We start from the raw sequence: 18,675 nt of genomic DNA on the forward strand, positions 1-18,675 counted from the left end.
ATGGAAACCAATCAGACCGCAGCGCAAATTCAAGATTTTAAAGGAAAATATCCGAAGCAACTATGGTATTTATTCTTCTCCGAAATGTGGGAACGATTTTGTTTTTACGGAATGCGAGGTATGTTGGTAGTATTTATGGTTGGTCATCTTGGGATGAATGAAAAAGTAGCCAATTTGCAATACGGTGCAACCCAAGCCTGGGTTTATGCCTTTACATTTATTGGTGGATTATTTGCTGATAAAATTTTAGGATTGAGAAAGTCGCTTTTTTGGGGTGGTATTTTAATGATTGTTGGAAGTGTAATTCTGGCAATAGATCCACAAAAATTCTTTTTTACCGGAATTGGTTTTACTATTGTAGGAACTGGTTTTTTTAAGCCTAACATTTCTTCAATGGTTGGGCAGTTGTATAAAGATGGTGATCCAAGGAGAGATGCAGGATTTTCGTTTTTTTATATGGGAGTGAATCTTGGCGCTTTGATAGGCGGTTACATTTGTATTGCAGTTGCTGAAGGTTCATTGTGGCAATCAATAGTCCCGGAAAATCTTCGATGGAATGTTGGTTTCGGATTTGCAGCTATTGTGATGATAATTAGTTTACTTACGTTTACACAAACACAAAAAAGTCTTGGTGATATTGGTTTGTCACCTTTGTTAAATATTGAGAAATCAAAAAAGAGACTATACGAAATATTGACTTTTGTAGGCTCGTTAGCTATTGTTCCCATAATAATCATAATGGTTGCCAATACAATCTATACCGATTATTTTATGATGATTATCGGGCCAGCATCCATTTTGTATTTATTTTATGAAATGAAGAATTTTTCATCAGTTGAAAACAAGAAACTTTTGGCAGCATTAATATTTATTATTTTCTCTATTTTCTTTTGGGCATTTTTTGAGCAAAGTGGTGGTTCGTTGAGTTTATTTGCTGCAAATAACTTGAATAATGAAATATTAGGGTTGGAATTAAGTCCAAATGGTGTCAATAATTCTGCAAACTCCTTTTTTGTAATTGCTTTTGCAGCCTTAGTTGGTTTAGTTTGGTTATGGATGGCAAAACGAAAAATTGAACCTAATACCGTAGTAAAATTTGGTCTAGGGTTCTTATTCCTTGCCGGAGGTTTTTGGGTGTTTTATTACACCAAATTTTTTGCTGATTTTGGTGGAAGAACCTCATTAGGTCTTTTCACCTTCGGTTGGTTTGTAATCACTTTTGGAGAATTGTGTTTGTCACCAATCGGGATGAGTGCAATGACCAAATTATCACCTCAAAAACTACAAGCGGTAATTATGGGAATGTGGTTTTTGGCCAGCGCATACGGTCAGTACTTTGCCGGTTTATTAGGCGCTAACATTGCTGAAGCTTCCGAGAATGCCACGAATTTAGAAAAACTAAATGTTTATGCTGATGGCTATGAACAATTGGCAATCTATGCTTTAATTGCTGGTTTATTGCTGATTTTAATTTCTCCATTAGTTAAAAAATTAATGCAAGATGTAAAATAACCGACAGTTCTTGGTACTGTTTTTGTATATATTTGTAAAAAAAAATAATAACACATGAAAAAAGCAATCCTTACGTTATTCCTTGTTTTAGGGTCATTAACGATACAAGCACAAGAGTTAACCTGGCAAACTGATATCAATAAAGCCATGGAAATTTCAAAAAAATCTAAAAAACCGTTGATGTTGTTTTTTACCGGAAGTGACTGGTGCGGTTGGTGTATTCGCTTGCAAAAAGAAGTTTTAAAAACTCCCGAATTTGCTAAATGGGCGAAAGACAATGTAGTTTTAGTAGAGTTGGATTTTCCAAGAAGAACACCACAACAACCGGAAATCCAAAAGCAAAACATGGAATTACAACAAGCGTTAGGCGTTAGAGGATACCCAACAGTTTGGTTTGTAAATGCTACTAAAAAAGATGGCAAAATCAATTTAGAACAATTAGGAAGTACAGGTTATGTTGCCGGTGGGCCTACGCCTTGGTTGGAAGGTGCTAAACAAATATTGACTCCTAAAAAAGCATAATTCATTTGCATTAAATTTTATAGAATCCCTTTTCATTTGTATAGTGAAAAGGGATTTTTTCTTTTCTGCATGTCGATTCCCAAAGTCTTATATAACTTTTAAAATTTGAACCGTCTACCACAATTACTTTGGGTTTGTAAACGCTAAGTAAACGTTCAAAATTAAGTTTTGGCGAATTGGAAATAATCAAAATATCAGGCTTAATTTTTTCAGAGTATACGGCTGAACTGTCGATCAACAATATTTTTTTGTTTTTGAAATAGAATACATTTTGAAGGTTCTTTTTTTCTGTAACATTACAAAAATTACCAACTAAATAAGATTGAATAGACAAGTTGTTATCTAAAGAATTTAATATACTGTCATTACTGTAAACAATTACTGATTCGTACTGTCTTTCGGTAATTATAGTGGTTTTTTTAGAGTGAAATATAATTAGTTCTTGTGAGTGATTTGTTTTGAATTTAGTATCAATGAATACAACTTGCATTGCTATGATATTCAATAAAGCTATTACAGATCTTTTGAAATCTGGTTTTTTAAGCCAAATGATAATTGCAATGATCATTAGATAGGAAACCCAAAGCATTACAGTTGTAAATGAAATGTTTTTAAAAACAAAATCTTCAAAAGATGCAATCCATTTAATAAGGTTGTTCTGCAATTCAATCAGGAATTCCAATGGTTTTACCACAACAAACGGCACTTTTCCAAAACAAGCTATTACAATAGCAATAAAGCCAACAATCATAATGATTCCCAGTATAGGCAATACAATAACATTGGTTACAAAAAACAATCCGGGGAATTGGTGGAAATAGTATAGACTCAAAGGCATGGTGCCAATTTGTGCCGCAAAAGTAACTGTTAGGATATCCCAAAGATATTTAGATATTTTATGTTTCGGCTCCCAAATACCAGAGAGAAATGGTTGTAACCAGAGAATAAAAAACAATGCCAAATAGCTCAACTGGAACCCAATATCAAACAAAAAAGAGGGTTTCCAAAGCAGAATCAATAACATGGAAACTAATAAGGTATGGAAGTTATTTACGGTTCGTTTGAAATGATTTCCAATGGCAACAAATGAAAACATCGTAACAGAACGAACTACCGAAGGCGCTAATCCGGCCAAAATGCCATAACTCCATAAAGAAATTAGAATAATTATGAGTTTGATTACATGGTTTTTATTGTTGTTAGGTATTGGTTTTAAAAGGAAAGTTAGAAACAATAAGATGAAGCCAACATGCAATCCGGAAACGCATAAGATATGAACGGCGCCGGCTACTTGGTATTCTTTTATAACCTCGGGCGAAATATCTTGTTTTTGTCCAAGTAGCAAGGCAATCACAATGTTGAGTTCTTCTTGCTTAAAATGAGACGCTTTTAGATTTTCAATAATTTTGGTTCTAAAATTGGAGAAGCTTGACCAAATTGTAGCTTCGATTTTCCCAATCTTAGCTTGCTTTTCCTCGATATACACTTGCGCGTAAATTTCCTGATTTTCCAAATATTTGCCATAGTCAAACTGATTGGGATTAAACGGATTTTTGTTTTTATAGATATTTCCAATAACTCTTAATTCACTTCCTATTGGTAAGTTGTCAATTTGATTAGGCTTTCTGATATTGAGAATAATTTTCCCAAAACTCTTATGATTGTCAATGGCTATTATTGTTGAAACATAGCGAGTATTTTTGGTAGTGCTTTTTATTTTTTCATGAACAATAAGTTTTATGTCATGAAATGAATTGTCTTCAACTTGATTCAAATAATGATTTTTTCTTAGTGTTTCCTTATGAAAAAGACAAGTCGAAAGACCAATAGTAAACGAAATCAGAAATGTGGAAACACCAAAAATGTACTTAAAGAACGGTTTCTTTTTGGTCCAAAAATGAAAAATAAGCAAAAATAAGATACCAATTAAAAGACTTATCAAAACCCAAAACGGCTCGGGCTGGTGCTTTTGATAGTAAAGTAGTCCCAGAATAAAGGAAAATGTAATTCTAGCTAACGGAAATTGTAAGATTTTCATGTAACTAAATTACATGATAATCTCATATTATGAAAGAAAATTACATTAAAATTCGATTTATTTGTACGAAAGTTCTATTGTAATAAGGTTCTTTAGTTGAGGAAATGATAACGCCACTTTGGGTAGAAGAGTGAATAAACTTAACTTCATCATTGTTGACTTCAACGACCATACCAACATGATTAATTCTTCGTTGTCCTCGATTAATAAAGAAAATCAGGTCACCTTTTTTAGCATTTGATAAGTCAACTTTAGTGCCAACAGTTGCCATTTCATGTGACGAACGCGGTAAAGTAATGTCAAATTTTTTGAAAGTAGAATAAACCAAACCGGAACAATCAAAACCCGATTTTGTTGTACCGCCGGGACGATAATTAATGCCTAAATTGTCTGAAGCACTATTGATAATTTGTTTAATCAAATAGCTTGCTTCTTCATTTTCAATAACAATATCGTCGTCGTTTTTAAAATTAACTCCAGTGGCTTTTTTAATAGTTTTTGACGGTGCAGTTTGTTTTTGAGCTAAGTCTTTATTTTGGTTTTTCTTTTTTATTTCTGCAGTCTTAATATCGGAAGTAGAAAGGCTTTTCGGTTCTGAATACAAACCTTTTTTAACGGCAACATCTTTTGAAGTAACGATGTTTGATGTAGGCTTACAGGCAGTAAACAGTAATAAAATAAGCGATATGTAAGCGAAGTTTTTCAATAAAAAGTATTTTTACAAAAATAAAAATTAGAGTTTGGAATCAAAACTACTTTAGATCATTTATGATAAATTTAGCAGTTTTTTCACTAGCACCAAGACCTCCTAGCTTGTTTTCCAGTTGATTGTATTTTTCTAAAAGTGATTTTCTATGTGTTTCATCAAGTAACTTAGAAAGTTCTTTTTTAAGGGTTTTTGAATTGAATTTGTCTTGAATTAACTCGGTAACAACTTCTTCATCCATGATTAAATTGACCAACGAAATATATTTCAAAGTAATGATTCTCTTAGCAATTTGGTAAGAAATAAAACCGCCTTTATAACAAACTACTTCAGGAACTTTAAACAAAGCTGTTTCTAAAGTTGCTGTTCCGGAGGTTACTAATGCTGCTTTGGCCACACTCAATAAATCATAAGTTTTATTCGAAATAAATTTAACGTTTTTAATAGTTAAAAATTGCTCGTAAAAATGATACTCCTGACTTGGTGCTCCGGCAATCACAAATTGGTATTCGCTAAAATCATCTACTATACTGAGCATAACACTCAGCATTTTTGAAATTTCTTGCTTCCGACTTCCAGGTAGAATAGCGATTATCGGTTTGTCATCGAGGTTATTTTCTTTTCTGAAAGTAGCTTCATCGGGTTTCTGTCGATTGTGAATAGCGTCAATTAACGGATGACCTACAAAATCAACCTTGAAATGATGCTTGACTTCGAAGAAATCTTTTTCAAACGGCAGAATCACAAACAGTCTATCAAAATCTCTTTTAACTGCTTTAATACGGTTTTCTTTCCAAGCCCAAATCTGTGGCGCAATGTAGTAATGCGTTTTGATACCGTGTTCTTTTGCCCATTTGGCAATTCTCATATTAAAGCCAGGATAGTCGATAAAAATAATCACATCGGGATTGAATTTTTTGATATCTGATTTACAAAATTTGATATTGTTTAGAATGGTTTTTAAATTCATCACTACTTCGGCAAATCCCATAAACGCTAATTCACGGTAATGTTTTACTAAAGTGCCGCCAACGCTTTGCATCAAATCGCCGCCCCAAAATCGAATTTCAGCCGAGGCGTCTTCTTTATAAAGCGCTTTCATTAAGTTGGAACCATGTAAATCGCCAGAAGCTTCGCCGGCAATGATGTAATATTTCATTTTTTGCGTGTTTATTTTCTATGGGTAAAAAAATGCAGTCGCTAAGCTCGTGTCATTCGAAATATTTTATAAATCCCAAGAATTTAATTGTTGAATAGCATGATGTGCGGTCAAATCAAATTGTACGGGAACCACCGATATGTAGCCTTTGGATAAAGCCCATTCATCCGTATCTTCCCCTTTGTCTTGATTGATAAATTCTCCGGTAAGCCAATAGTAATCCTTGCCGTAAGGTGTTTGTCTTTTGTCAAATTTCTCCATCCAATAAGCTTTCGCTTGGCGACAAATTTTGATGCCTTTGATATCGTCGTATTTCAATTTTGGAAAGTTCACATTCAAAACTGTGCCTTCCGGTAATTTTTTGGTCAAAACTTCCAAAGCAATTTTCTTGATAAAAGGTTTTATGGTTTCAAAATCGGCATTCCAATCGTAATCCAATAATGAAAATCCTATCGCCGGTATACCTTCAATACCTGCTTCAACTGCCGCACTCATGGTTCCCGAATAAATTACATTGATAGAAGAGTTAGAGCCGTGATTAACGCCTGACACACATAAGTCAGGTTTCTTTTTCAAAATTTCATTGACTGCCAATTTTACACAATCGACCGGAGTTCCAGAGCAGGCATATTCCATAATTGTTGCATTATCAGCAGAAATTTTATTCAAATACAAAGTGCTGTTGATTGTAATGGCATGGCCCATGGCGCTTTGCGGACTGTCGGGAGCCACAACAATTACGTCTCCAATTTCAGCCATAACAGCAATCAAAGCACGAATGCCCGGCGCATTGATACCGTCGTCATTAGTCACTAGGATAGTAGGTTTGGTAATCATGTTTTGAATTTATGGTTTGTAGTACAGTTTTTGATTGTGCTGTTATTAAGGCAAAATTAACCATTTTAAGGCTTTACAGCGATACAAATTTTTATAACTTTGAGGCAATTGCCATTCTTATACAAATGAATGAAATGTTTTTTAACAAAAAATTATCTGGTCAGGAAATCCTTGGCATGGTTTTTTGTTTAATTTAGACCAATAATTAATGAATGTTATAATGCAGTTTATGAAAAGAAATTATAAAGCTCTATTGGTGGTTTTAGCGCTGTCAATAGCCTTGTTGGGATTTAGTTTGTTCCCAAGTAAGAAAGAATCTGATCCTGAGAAAGATAAATTACTGATTGAATTGTTGGCTTTTGTCATAGAAAAAGGACATTATGATCCGGCCACTATTGATGATGCTTTTTCAAAAGGAGTTTACAAAGACTATTTGAATGCCTTAGATCCGTCAAAACGTTTCTTTTTGCAATCTGATATTGATGAATTTTCTAGGTATGAGACACAAATTGATGACCAAATTTTAAACAAAGAATTGGCTTTTTTCGAGTTGACGTACACCCGATTGATGAAGCGAATGGAAGAAAGCAAAAGCTACTACAAAGAGGCTTTGGAAAAACCTTTCGATTATAAGAAAGAAGAGACTTTCAATGCAGATTATGAAAAATTGCCTTACTGTAAGTCGGTTTCTGATTTAAAAGAAAGATGGCGTTTGCAAGTGAAATTATCAGCTTTATCGTCTTTAGTTGAAAAACAAAAACTACAAGAAGAGTATGCTAAAGATTCAAAAAAATCAATTGAAGAGCGTTTAAAAGAATATAAAGAAAGTTTAGGAGAAAGAATAACTCCTGAATTAGAAAAGAAATTTGTGGAGAATGCTAAGAAAAAACAAGCTGAAGCCCCAAAAACTTACGAACAATTAGAAAAAGAAACCCGTGAAAGCACTTTGAGTTCTTTGAATGACAATTTCAATTTTATCAAAGATTTAGATCGTGAAGATTGGTTTTCAGTATATGTCAATGCCATCGCATCTCGTTTTGATCCACATACTTCTTATTTTGGCCCAAGTGAAAAAGAGCGTTTTGATTTGAGCATGAGCGGAAAATTAGAAGGAATCGGAGCTCGTTTGCAAAAGAAGAATGACTTTACCGAGATTTCTGAATTAATTTCTGGTGGTCCGGCTTGGAGAGGAAAAGAATTAGAAGCGGGAGATGTTATTTTAAAAGTTGCTCAAGCTGATGGAGAACCGGTTGATGTAGTTGGCATGCGTTTAGACGATGTGGTTAAAAAAATCAAAGGACCAAAAGGAACTGAAGTTCGCTTAACTGTTAAGAAAACCGATGGGACAATCAAAGTGATTACTATAATCAGAGATGAAGTTGAAATTGAAGAAACGTATGTAAAATCAAGCGTTGTAGAGAAAGATGGTTTCAAATACGGTGTTATTTATTTGCCTAAGTTCTATATCGATTTTGAAGACCAAAACAGTCGTGATGCCGGAAAAGATGTGGCTATTGAAGTAGAAAGATTGAAAAAAGAAGGTGTTCAAGGGATTGTAATGGACGTTAGAGATAACGGCGGTGGTTCATTGAAAACCGTAGTGGATATTGCCGGATTGTTTATCGAACAAGGTCCGATAGTACAAATCAAATCGGCTGCCGGTAAAAAAGAAGTATTGTATGACCGAGATGCCAAAGTACAATGGGATGGTCCGCTAGTAGTAATGATTAATGAGTTTTCGGCTTCGGCTTCAGAGATTTTAGCTGCTGCAATTCAAGATTACAAACGTGGTGTTGTGATTGGAAGTAAACAATCTTACGGTAAAGGAACGGTTCAAAATGTAATCGATTTGAATCAATTTGTTCGTGGTAGTACTTATGGAGATTTAGGCGCTTTGAAAACTACGACTCAAAAGTTCTACAGAATTAATGGTGGCTCAACCCAGTTAGAAGGAGTGAAAAGTGATATTGCAATCCCGGACAGATATGCTTATTTGAAAATGGGTGAAAGAGATATCGAGAATGCCATGCCTTGGGACAAAATTGATGCGGCTGACTATAAAATTTGGGACAAACAAAACAATTTTGATTTGACCATTACTAAAAGTAAAAACCGTATGCAAAACAATCCTCAATTACAATTGATTGATGATAATGCCAAATGGTTGAATGAAAGAAATAAAGAGAACGTTTATAGTTTAAATATTGACAAGTTCAAGGCTGAGCAAAAGTCTTTAGAAGAGAAAAATAAAAAGTACAAACCAATCGTAGATTATAAAAATGCGTTTAATTTTTATTCACTTCCTTATGAAGTTGAAAGCATGAAAAATGATCCTGTGCTTAAAGAGAAAAGGGACAGATGGCATGAAAGTTTATCTAAGGATATTTATATTGAAGAAGCGATTCATATTTTAAATGATTTGCAATCAGAGAACAATAAAGGTTTATCTAATAAATTAAAAAAGGATAAAGTAGTTAAATCTTAATTCATTTATATAAAAGAAAAAGCCACCAATTTGGTGGCTTTTTTTATTTAGTTTCTCAGTTTGTTTACCTTTTTTTCTGTTTTGTCAAGGTCATTTTGTAACTCTTGTATTTTGATTTGTTGCTTACTGATTTTGATGTTTTCCTTTTCAATATCAATGTCAGAGATTTTTCCTTTTCGTTTGCTTTTCTCAAGTTTAGCTTTTAGTTTCTCAAGATTTTTTTTCTCTTTATTGATTTTTTCTTTAGTCTTAATTAAACTTTTTTCTCCAGAAGCAATCCTTTTTTGTTCTTTGGCAAATTGTTTTTGTTCTTTTTCTAATTTTCTTTGCTCTTTGTCTAAAGCTTTGGCTTGTTTTTCAGCTGCTTTTTTCATTCTCTCAGCTTCTTTTTCTTTGGCTAAAGCGGCCTTTTTAATGGCTGCTGCTTGCTCAGGAGATAAGGTTTCAGCAGCTTTTTCTTTGGCCTTAAGTAATTCAACTTGTTTTAGAGCGATAGAATCCGTAGGCTTGTAAATACTGTCATTGGCGACTTGTGCCGTTAATGAAAAGCTACAAAAAGCAATTAAAGATAAAATGGTAAATTTTGTTTTCATGACTTGGACTATTTAGTGTAATTCCAAAGTTACAAAAACCATTCCTTAATTACCACTCATTTACTTTATTCGCATCCATTTTTAAGAAGATAAAAAGTAAAATGGTGAATCCCCATAATCCGGAACCACCATAAGAAAAGAAAGGCAAAGGTACACCGATGGTTGGGAATACTCCCACTACCATTGCAATATTGACAAAGAAATGGATAAATAAAATACCTGCAACACAATAACCATAGACTCTACTAAACTTGGTTTTCTGTCGTTCTGCGAGATAGATGATCCGAATGATTAAAATGACAAATAAGGCAATAACGAATAACGAACCCACAAATCCCCATTCTTCTCCTACGGTTGTGAAAATGTAATCGGTATGTTGTTCTGGGACAAATCCACCTTTGGTTTGTGTGCCTTCAAGGTAACCTTTTCCAAACCAACCGCCGGAGCCAATAGCAATCTCAGATTGATTGGTGTTATAACCAACACCTTTCATATCAACCTCTTTACCCAAAAGAATATTGAAACGATCACGATGGTGTTGCTTGAATACATTTTCAAAAACATAATCTACAGAAAATACAAATCCGGATATGCCTACTAAAATAATAGCACTCATGATCCAGTTACGGTCGATTATTCGGCTTCTATAATAGATGAAAATAATGACGGCTAAAGCAATACCAATGATTGCTATAGGTTCAATGATTAATGCCAAAACAAATAAAATAATAGCTATAAATCCGGTCCAAACATACCATGACGGCAATCCTTCTCTGTATAAAACCAAAATAAAAACGGTGTAAATCAAAGCACTTCCGGGGTCGGGTTGTGGCAGAATCAATATTACCGGAAGGAAGATTATAACTAATGCTTGTATTTGGCGGTTGAAATCTTTCAAATGGACTTGTACATCGCTCAAATATTTGGCTAAAGCCAATGACGTGGCAGCTTTGGCAAACTCTGAAGGTTGTAAGGTAAAACTACCGATAGCGTACCAACATCTTTGTCCGGCTATGGTTTTTCCAAAGAGAAATAAACCCACCAAAGACAGTAAAGCAACCGCAAAAATAATACTGGAATACTTCTCGTAAAACTTGGCATCTACAGAAAGAACCACGAAAATCATTGGAATTGCAAAAAGAATGAATAAAAATTGCTTACCGTAGATTTGGCTGAAATCAAAAATCGAAGTTTCCTGTTCGATGGAAGATAATGAAGACGAATATATATTTAGCCAACCCATTATCACTAAGACAATATAGATGACGATACTTATCCAATCTAAATTATTTGTTACACTTTGATTTTTCATGTTTGGCTGAAATTAATTTTTAGGAGCTGTACTCTTTTTAATTTCGTTTGAGTCTTTCACGACTGGCTTGATTGGTGTTTTGATACTTTTGTTTATTAAGGTATCCAAAATCGGATTGGCAATATACTTGTTGTATTCTGCTTGAAGACTGCCTTCTAACATTCTTTTTTCTAAATCTTTACGAGTAATTTTTCTTTTAATGTATTTTTCAATCATCAAACTGGTGATAGGACCGGCCCAACGTGAACCCCAATAACCATTTTCTACAAATACGGCTATGGCAATTTTAGGATTGTCCTTAGGAGCAAAAGCAACAAAAATAGAGTGATCTTGAAGCTTTACTCTTTTGCCGTTTATTTTAGTATAGTTTTCGGCAGTTCCTGTTTTCCCACAAATGTCAATACCTTCCACATTTAATCCATGAGCAGTTCCACGGTTGTAAACATCAAACAAGCCGTTTATCATTGGCTCATAATGCTTTCTGTCGATGGTAGTCATGTGTTTGGTTGTGAATTTTTTATCAATTTCTCCTCCTTTAATCTTTTTGATGATGTGAGGTGTATAATAAAAGCCTCTATTAGCCACGGTTGCAATCATATTGGCCAATTGTATAGGTGTCATTAAGACTTCTCCTTGACCTATGGCATTCGAAACAATGGTTTTGCTAGACCAACCCCAACCAGGATACATTTTTTTGTAGGTTTTAGAAGTTGGAAGACTTCCTTTTTTACCCGTCGGTAAATCGTAACCCATAAATTGTCCTAAGCCAAAACTCCTTAAATGGTTGCTCCAAGCATCAACACCGGCTGGAGGATTTTGGAATTTGTTGATGGTTTTCATGTAAATACTCGCAAAGTAAGTGTTGCATGAATTATAAATTCCATTGTGCAAAACCGATACTCCGGAATCATGACATCTCATAAATCTTCCAGGTGCATAACTAAAGCCATGATGGCAAACAAAGCTGGTGGTTTCATCGATTACACCTTCTTGTAAAGCTACTAATCCTGTTAGAATTTTAAATGGCGAACCTGGTGTATACTCTGCTAAAAGACCACGGTCATATAATGGTTTCGCTATCGAATCGTGATACAACATCGTGTAGTTTTTAGAGCGTTGTCTTCCAACTAAAATTGCAGGATCATAAGAAGGAGCGGTAACTAAAGCCAAAATTTCTCCAGTACTCGGCTCAATGGCTACGATGCCGCCACGTTTGTTAATCATTAATTCTTCACCATATTTTTGTAATTCGGCATCAAGACTTAAAGTAATGTCTTGTCCTTGTACGGCTATGGTATCGAAACGACCTTCTTTGTACGAACCAATGTCACGATTGTATTTGTCCTTTTGAATATATTTGATCCCTTTTACTCCTCTAAGTATATCTTCATAACTTTCCTCAACACCTTGTCTTCCTATTAAATCCCCACTATTATAATATTTGTTTTTTGCAATGATACCTTCATTTACTTGGGTGATAAAGCCAAAAACATTGGCGCCAAAACCGACTTGGTAATCTCTTAAAGAACGTTTTTGGATATAAAACCCATTGAATTTTCGCTGCATCTCTTGAAAAGCGGCATATTCTTTTTTGTTTAATTGTGCCAAAAACACCGAAGGAAGTCGAGGACTGTAAACTTTGGCTTTTTCAATTTTTTTCAAAAAATCTTCTTTGGTGATGTTGAGCAAAGAACAGAATTCGGTGGTATCGATGTCTTTAACATCTTTCGGAATTACCATGATATCATAAGAAGGTTGGTTGGCTACCAAAAGTTTGCCGTTTCTGTCATAAATATAACCCCTCTCAGGATATTCGTATAATTTTTTGATGGCATTATTGTCTGACTTTAGTTTTAAAGTATCATCAATTACTTGCAAATAGAACAAGCGAATTACAAGTAAAATGGCAACAACAAAAATGATTGTGGGTAACAAAGCTTTTCTCATCGTTTACTTGGCTTAATGATGTAAATGATAATGATGCAAGAAATTAGAGTGAAAACGGTACTAAGAACTGTACGGAGTAAAATGTCCCAAAGGAAACTCAATTTAAATACTTCTAGCACAAATAAAACGATGTGATGCAAAACAACCGCAATTAGTATAAATGAAAAACGTTCAGGGGTTAAAACATCATTTAGTTTGACCGTTTGGTATTCATAACTTAGTCCAAAGGAAAATTTAAAAATAGCAGGTCTGAAATAAGCTAAGACTATGCATGAGGCGGCATGCACACCACCCGAATTACAAAACATATCCATCAAAATACCTAAAAAGAAACTGGCCATTAAAAGACCTGTTTTGTTCCCGTTTACCGGAAAAAGAATGATGAATAAAACATATGGAAAAGGATTAATAAACCCAAACAAGTCAATTCTGTTGAAGATTAAAATCTGTGCAGCAAGCAACAAGATGAAGCGGGTGATATTTCCAATTAAGGCACTATTCATCTTTCTTGGTTTTGTTTTCTAGTTTAGTGATTTCCTCTGTGTCTTTATTTTTTATGATATAAACATGACCTAAATTAGTCATGTCATTAAACAACTTGATGTCTAAGGTGTAATAATTGGTCACGTCGTCAATATAGATTTTGTGGATTGTTCCGATGCCAATGTTTTCAGGGAAAATCCTTGATTCTCCACCGGTTACAATGGTGTCGCCTTTGCGTACTCCGGCTAGTCTTGGTACATCAATCAGCTGCACAAAACCAGTACTTTTACCTCTCCAAACCAAAGAGCCAAAGTGATTGGATTTTTTAATTTTGGCATTGATTTGAGATTTTACGTTTAAAATACTGATGACAGTGGCGTAATTTTCAGAAGTGTTATCCACAATTCCAATGATTCCAGCGCTGTTAATTACGCCCATATTTGGTTTAATGCCAGAGGCTGATCCATTATTGATAGTAAGGTAATTTTCGTGAACACTATAGGAGTTTCGAATGACTTTAGACACGATGATGTCGGTTTTTCGAACTCCTTTAATTGAATCAATTTTGGGTAATTTTGTGGTGTCTTTTAAGTTGAATAAAAGCGATTTTAAACGGGCATTTTCTTGCGCCAATTCATCGTTTTGAGATTTTAAATTAAAATATTCGTCAATATTGTTGACCTTTTCATAAATACCACCGGTAAAGAAATTGGCAGAACTTATAACCTTACTTTTGTGATAAGAATGCGATTGAATTGTTAAGGAAAGGGATATTACCAAAAGCAGCAAAAACAGTAAGCGATTACTGTTTTTAAGTATAAAATTAAAAATTTGCTGCATCGTAAAAAATTAAAAAATTTTTAAAAAATCAAATTGTAAAAATCAAATTCCAAAAAAAACGCCTGTTGAATTTCTAGATTGGAACTTGGAATTTAGAAATTGTTATTTGATAAGTATGCTTCTGAATTTCGGAATATTTTTAAGCGCCATTCCAGTACCTCGAACTACCGCTCTTAATGGATCTTCAGCAATATAAACCGGTAAATCTGTTTTTTGAGAGATACGTTTGTCTAAACCTCTTAACATCGAACCTCCGCCCGCAAGGTAAATTCCGGTGTTGTAAATGTCAGCAGCTAATTCAGGTGGTGTTTGTGATAAAGTTTCCATGATCGCATCTTCAATACGTTGGATAGATTTGTCTAAGGCTTTGGCGATTTCTCTATAGGATACTTCTACCTGTTTTGGTTTTCCGGTCAATAAATCTCGACCTTGTACCGACATATCATCCGGTGGGGTTTCTAAATCATCTGTAGCGGCTCCGATAGTAATTTTGATTTTCTCAGCGGTGCTTTCTCCAACAAATAAATTGTGTTGCGTTCTCATGTAGTAAACGATGTCATTCGTGAAAACGTCACCGGCAATTTTAACCGATTTGTCACAAACAATTCCGCCCAAAGCGATAACTGCGATTTCTGTTGTTCCACCACCAATATCAACAATCATGTTTCCTTTGGGTTGCATAATATCGATACCAATACCAATAGCCGCGGCCATTGGTTCGTGGATTAAGTAGACTTCTTTTCCGTTAACACGCTCACACGATTCTTTTACCGCACGCATTTCTACTTCAGTAATTCCCGATGGGATACAAACCACCATGCGAAGTGCCGGAGTAAACATTTTTTTCTTTAAAGCCGGTATGCTTTTGATAAACATGCTGATCATTTTCTCAGACGCATCAAAATCGGCAATAACCCCGTCTTTTAACGGACGTATGGTTTTGATGTTTTCATGGGTTTTACCTTGCATCATGTTGGCTTCTTTTCCAACGGCGATGATTTTTCCTGATATTCGATCTCGGGCTACAATCGACGGACTGTCAATTACAACTTTATCGTTATGAATAATCAGAGTGTTGGCTGTACCAAGGTCAATGGCTATATCCTCGGTCATGAAATCAAAAAATCCCATAGGTTTATTTAGGGTTTACGTTTATATAAATTTTTAACGCACAAAGTTAAACAAATTAATGTTTAAAATGACGTGTGCCTGTAAATACCATTGCAACTTTATTTTCGTTGCAAAAATTAATGCTCAACTCATCTTTTATCGAGCCGCCCGGTTGAATAACTGCCGTGATTCCTGCGTTGTGAGCGATTTCTACACAATCCGGAAAAGGGAAAAATGCATCACTTGCCATCACTGCGCCGTTCAAATCAAATCCAAAAGTGGTTGCTTTTTCAATCGCTTGTTTCAAAGCATCTACTCGAGAAGTTTGACCGGTTCCCGATGCTACTAATGTACTGTTTTTTGCAAATACAATCGTGTTTGATTTGGTATTTTTACAAATTTTTGAAGCAAATAATAAATCGTCAATTTCTTGTTCGCTAGGTTTTGTAGTAGTAACGTAACTTAAGTGTGTTTTATTATCCGTAATGTTGTTTTTATCTTGTACCAACAAACCGTTCAAGCAAGTTCTTACTTGTCTGTTAGGTAATTCCACATCGTGTTGCACTAAAATAATTCTGTTTTTCTTTTCAGATAAAATCGCAATCGCTTTTTCGTCATAACTTGGCGCAATTACTACTTCACAAAACAAGCTGTTGATTTCATTGGCTGTGGCTTCATCAATTTTTCCATTGGCAATCAAAACACCTCCAAAGGCCGAAGTTGGATCACCGGCTAAAGCTGCCAAGTAAGCTTCTTTCATGTTACTTCTTGTGGCCAATCCGCAAGCGTTGTTGTGTTTTAAAATGGCGAAGGTTGGTTCATTCTCTTTGAATTCCAAAATCAAATTCACTGCTGCATCAACATCCAGTAAATTGTTGTATGACAATTCTTTGCCGTGTAGTTTGGTAAACATTTGGTCAAATTCGCCAAAGAAAAATCCTTTTTGGTGTGGATTCTCTCCGTAACGCAAAACCTGGCCGTTGTCAATACTTACTTTGAAAATAGTTTCATCGGTATTGAAATAATTAAAAATTGCAGTGTCGTAGTTAGAAGAAACATGGAATGCTTTTGAAGCCATGATTTTTCTTTGTTCCAAAGTCGTGGCGCCATTTTGATTCGAAATCAAATCCAACAAAAGCGCATATTCATTTACCGAAGCCACGATTACGGTGTCTTTGAAGTTTTTTGCAGCAGCGCGAATTAACGAAATGCCGCCAATATCAATTTTTTCTATAATGTCTGCTTCGCTTGCTCCCGAAGCTACTGTTTTTTCAAATGGGTATAAATCAACAATCACTAAGTCAATTTGTGGAATGTCAAATTCCTTCATTTGTTCAACATCGGATGAGTTGTCTTGACGATTTAAAATACCGCCAAAAATTTTCGGATGTAAAGTTTTGACTCTTCCGCCAAGAATTTCAGGAAACGAAGTAATCTCTTCCACAGGAACTACCGGAATCCCTAGGTTTTTTATAAATTCTTCAGTTCCGCCTGTTGAATAAAGCGTTACGTTTTGTTCGTGTAGTTTACGAACAATTGGCTCTAAACCGTCTTTTGAAAAGACTGAAATCAAGGCTGATTGGATTGTTTTTGTATTGCTCATGTTGTGTGTGTTGTGCCTGTCTGTCGACAGGTAGATTTAAGGGGACAAAAGTAGTTTTTTTAAGGGTAAAATTCAAGCAAGATTTGTAACAATATTTTGTTTTTTGACACAAATAAGTCTGTGTACAAAAGAATAGGGTTTTTCAATATTTTTATTGAAATTTACCCTGACTAAAATCAGCTATAAATGTTACTCTACCTAAGATTACTTAAAGAAAGTTTTGCCTTTGCCATGAATGCTTTGCGCAACAATAAATTGCGTACTATGCTTTCTTTATTGGGAGTGACTATTGGTATTTTTTCTATTATTGCGGTTTTGGCTGCAGTAGATTCATTGGATAGAAAAATAAAAGCAGATTTAAGCACATTAGATAAAAATACGGTTTATTTGACCAGTATGTCTTTTGGGCCAAGTGATATTCCAAGATGGAAAAGAGACCAATTTCCTAAAGTAAGTTATGAAGAATACCAGTATTTAAAGAGTTCTTTAAACAATGTGGAAGATGTGTGTTTTCAGTATTTTACTTTAAACCAAACCTTAAAATTTGAGGCTAATACCGTTGAGAATGTCAATATGGTTCCGGTTACTTCTGAGTTTACAGATATTCAACGAATGGAGTTTTCATCAGGAAGATTTTTTAACGAGTCAGAGTCGAATTCAGGAAAGCAAGTGGTGGTTTTAGGACATGATATTGCGGAGTCGCTTTTTGGAGATTTTGATCCAATCGGAAAATCGATTCGCATGTATGGACAAGAATTTACTGTAATTGGTGTCACCAAAAAGAAAGGGGAAGCAATGATGGAAATGGGCGGTGGCGATGATACATCTGCTTTTTTGCCGTCTAATTTTTTGAGAAGAATATATGGTGATAACAATCCAAAAGTGTCTGCCATCATCATCATCAAACCTGAAAAAGACATTGATATTGAAGCTCTTAAAGGTGAAATCACTCAAAAAATGCGCAATTTCAGAGGTGTAAAACAAGGTGATATTGATAACTTCTTTATCAGTGTGCTTTCCGGCTTTACTGATTTAATAGATGGTGCTATAGGTCAGGTAAGGGTTGGCGGAATTCTAATCAGTGTCTTGTCGTTTTTGGTTGGTGGATTTGGAATTGCCAATATCATGTTTGTTTCGGTAAAAGAACGAACGAGTTTAATCGGAATTCAAAAATCATTAGGTGCTAAAAATAGATTCATTCTTTTGCAGTTCTTATTTGAAGCCATTATCCTTTGTTTGATTGGCGGAATGATAGGTTTGTTTATTGTTTGGCTTTTGGCCATGTTGATGACCAATGTTTTAGAGTTTGAATTTGTTTTAGGCTTAGACAATATCATTATAGGTACCGGATTATCAGCTATAGTTGGATTAATTTCCGGGATTTTACCTGCTATTTCTGCTTCAAAATTAGATCCGGTAGAAGCGATCAGGAGTGGACAGTAATGAAGTGGACAGTTTTCAGTTTCTTGTAAATAAATGTAAGTCATAAAAAAAGGCCCAAAATTGATACTTTGTGCCTTTGTTTTTA

The 18,675-nt window shown here is 34.8% G+C and carries 15 protein-coding genes; 4 read left to right on the plus strand and 11 right to left on the minus strand.

What is annotated here, in order from left to right; all coding sequences use genetic code 11:
* Nucleotides 1-1,512, plus strand: coding sequence for a peptide MFS transporter (locus ACK4R1_RS03835; protein ID WP_409683852.1), 1,512 nt, complete (start codon nucleotides 1-3; stop codon nucleotides 1,510-1,512).
* Nucleotides 1,513-1,566: 54 nt separating this feature from the next.
* On the plus strand, nucleotides 1,567-2,034 hold the full coding sequence (locus tag ACK4R1_RS03840) for a thioredoxin family protein (RefSeq protein ID WP_409683854.1): 468 nt from the start codon (nucleotides 1,567-1,569) through the stop codon (nucleotides 2,032-2,034).
* A 10-nt stretch (nucleotides 2,035-2,044) separates the two neighbouring features.
* Here the strand turns inward: ACK4R1_RS03840 and ACK4R1_RS03845 are convergent, their stop codons facing one another.
* The 4 genes from ACK4R1_RS03845 to surE form a co-directional block, all read right to left on the minus strand.
* Complete coding sequence (locus ACK4R1_RS03845) at nucleotides 2,045-4,072, minus strand: ComEC/Rec2 family competence protein (RefSeq protein ID WP_409683855.1); 2,028 nt, start codon at nucleotides 4,070-4,072, stop codon at nucleotides 2,045-2,047.
* A 40-nt stretch (nucleotides 4,073-4,112) separates the two neighbouring features.
* On the minus strand, nucleotides 4,113-4,778 hold the full coding sequence (locus ACK4R1_RS03850) for a C40 family peptidase (protein ID WP_409683857.1): 666 nt from the start codon (nucleotides 4,776-4,778) through the stop codon (nucleotides 4,113-4,115).
* Nucleotides 4,779-4,824: 46 nt separating this feature from the next.
* Nucleotides 4,825-5,937 carry a lipid-A-disaccharide synthase gene (gene lpxB / locus ACK4R1_RS03855; RefSeq protein WP_409683859.1) on the minus strand — a complete coding sequence of 371 codons (1,113 nt, stop codon included), beginning with the start codon at nucleotides 5,935-5,937 and terminating at the stop codon, nucleotides 4,825-4,827.
* 66 nt (nucleotides 5,938-6,003) lie between these two features.
* Nucleotides 6,004-6,774, minus strand: a complete 771-nt coding sequence (gene surE, locus ACK4R1_RS03860) for a 5'/3'-nucleotidase SurE (RefSeq protein ID WP_409683861.1) — start codon at nucleotides 6,772-6,774, stop codon at nucleotides 6,004-6,006.
* Between the two features lie 208 nt (nucleotides 6,775-6,982).
* Here surE and ACK4R1_RS03865 point away from each other — a divergent pair, with 208 nt between their 5' ends.
* Nucleotides 6,983-9,259, plus strand: a complete 2,277-nt coding sequence (locus tag ACK4R1_RS03865) for a carboxy terminal-processing peptidase (protein WP_409683863.1) — start codon at nucleotides 6,983-6,985, stop codon at nucleotides 9,257-9,259.
* A gap of 47 nt (nucleotides 9,260-9,306) precedes the next feature.
* Here the strand turns inward: ACK4R1_RS03865 and ACK4R1_RS03870 are convergent, their stop codons facing one another.
* From ACK4R1_RS03870 to purH, 7 genes are all read right to left on the minus strand, one after another.
* Nucleotides 9,307-9,852: a hypothetical protein gene (locus tag ACK4R1_RS03870; protein WP_409683864.1), complete on the minus strand. Its 546-nt coding sequence runs from the start codon at nucleotides 9,850-9,852 to the stop codon at nucleotides 9,307-9,309.
* Nucleotides 9,853-9,901: 49 nt separating this feature from the next.
* Nucleotides 9,902-11,164: a rod shape-determining protein RodA gene (gene rodA / locus ACK4R1_RS03875; protein WP_409683866.1), complete on the minus strand. Its 1,263-nt coding sequence runs from the start codon at nucleotides 11,162-11,164 to the stop codon at nucleotides 9,902-9,904.
* Between the two features lie 12 nt (nucleotides 11,165-11,176).
* A complete protein-coding gene (gene mrdA, locus ACK4R1_RS03880; RefSeq protein ID WP_409683868.1) occupies nucleotides 11,177-13,111 on the minus strand; it encodes a penicillin-binding protein 2 in 1,935 nt (644 codons plus the stop codon).
* Entirely contained in the window at nucleotides 13,108-13,614 is a 507-nt protein-coding gene (locus ACK4R1_RS03885) for a rod shape-determining protein MreD (RefSeq protein WP_409683870.1), read from the minus strand. The genes mrdA and ACK4R1_RS03885 overlap by 4 nt, the downstream gene beginning before the upstream one ends.
* Entirely contained in the window at nucleotides 13,607-14,434 is an 828-nt protein-coding gene (mreC, locus tag ACK4R1_RS03890) for a rod shape-determining protein MreC (protein WP_409683872.1), read from the minus strand. The genes ACK4R1_RS03885 and mreC overlap by 8 nt, the downstream gene beginning before the upstream one ends.
* Nucleotides 14,435-14,536: 102 nt before the next feature.
* Nucleotides 14,537-15,565, minus strand: coding sequence for a rod shape-determining protein (locus ACK4R1_RS03895; RefSeq protein ID WP_121312631.1), 1,029 nt, complete (start codon nucleotides 15,563-15,565; stop codon nucleotides 14,537-14,539).
* Nucleotides 15,566-15,620: 55 nt separating this feature from the next.
* Nucleotides 15,621-17,147 carry a bifunctional phosphoribosylaminoimidazolecarboxamide formyltransferase/IMP cyclohydrolase gene (purH, locus tag ACK4R1_RS03900; RefSeq protein ID WP_409683873.1) on the minus strand — a complete coding sequence of 509 codons (1,527 nt, stop codon included), beginning with the start codon at nucleotides 17,145-17,147 and terminating at the stop codon, nucleotides 15,621-15,623.
* Nucleotides 17,148-17,333: 186 nt separating this feature from the next.
* Here purH and ACK4R1_RS03905 point away from each other — a divergent pair, with 186 nt between their 5' ends.
* Nucleotides 17,334-18,590, plus strand: a complete 1,257-nt coding sequence (locus tag ACK4R1_RS03905) for an ABC transporter permease (protein ID WP_409683875.1) — start codon at nucleotides 17,334-17,336, stop codon at nucleotides 18,588-18,590.
* Nucleotides 18,591-18,675 lie beyond the last annotated feature (85 nt).

Source organism: Flavobacterium sp. (assembly GCF_046293665.1).
Taxonomy (GTDB): Bacteria; Bacteroidota; Bacteroidia; order Flavobacteriales; family Flavobacteriaceae; genus Flavobacterium.

Excerpts from the sequence above, each read along its gene's own strand:
- mrdA (WP_409683868.1), bottom strand. The coding sequence starts at position 13,111 with ATGAGAAAAGCTTTGTTACCCACAATCATTTTTGTTGTTGCCATTTTA.
- ACK4R1_RS03835 (WP_409683852.1), top strand. The coding sequence starts at position 1 with ATGGAAACCAATCAGACCGCAGCGCAAATTCAAGATTTTAAAGGAAAA.
- lpxB (WP_409683859.1), bottom strand. The coding sequence starts at position 5,937 with ATGAAATATTACATCATTGCCGGCGAAGCTTCTGGCGATTTACATGGT.
- rodA (WP_409683866.1), bottom strand. The coding sequence starts at position 11,164 with ATGAAAAATCAAAGTGTAACAAATAATTTAGATTGGATAAGTATCGTC.
- ACK4R1_RS03870 (WP_409683864.1), bottom strand. The coding sequence starts at position 9,852 with ATGAAAACAAAATTTACCATTTTATCTTTAATTGCTTTTTGTAGCTTT.
- mreC (WP_409683872.1), bottom strand. The coding sequence starts at position 14,434 with ATGCAGCAAATTTTTAATTTTATACTTAAAAACAGTAATCGCTTACTG.
- ACK4R1_RS03895 (WP_121312631.1), bottom strand. The coding sequence starts at position 15,565 with ATGGGATTTTTTGATTTCATGACCGAGGATATAGCCATTGACCTTGGT.
- surE (WP_409683861.1), bottom strand. The coding sequence starts at position 6,774 with ATGATTACCAAACCTACTATCCTAGTGACTAATGACGACGGTATCAAT.
- purH (WP_409683873.1), bottom strand. The coding sequence starts at position 17,147 with ATGAGCAATACAAAAACAATCCAATCAGCCTTGATTTCAGTCTTTTCA.
- ACK4R1_RS03845 (WP_409683855.1), bottom strand. The coding sequence starts at position 4,072 with ATGAAAATCTTACAATTTCCGTTAGCTAGAATTACATTTTCCTTTATT.
- ACK4R1_RS03865 (WP_409683863.1), top strand. The coding sequence starts at position 6,983 with ATGAATGTTATAATGCAGTTTATGAAAAGAAATTATAAAGCTCTATTG.
- ACK4R1_RS03885 (WP_409683870.1), bottom strand. The coding sequence starts at position 13,614 with ATGAATAGTGCCTTAATTGGAAATATCACCCGCTTCATCTTGTTGCTT.
- ACK4R1_RS03840 (WP_409683854.1), top strand. The coding sequence starts at position 1,567 with ATGAAAAAAGCAATCCTTACGTTATTCCTTGTTTTAGGGTCATTAACG.
- ACK4R1_RS03905 (WP_409683875.1), top strand. The coding sequence starts at position 17,334 with ATGTTACTCTACCTAAGATTACTTAAAGAAAGTTTTGCCTTTGCCATG.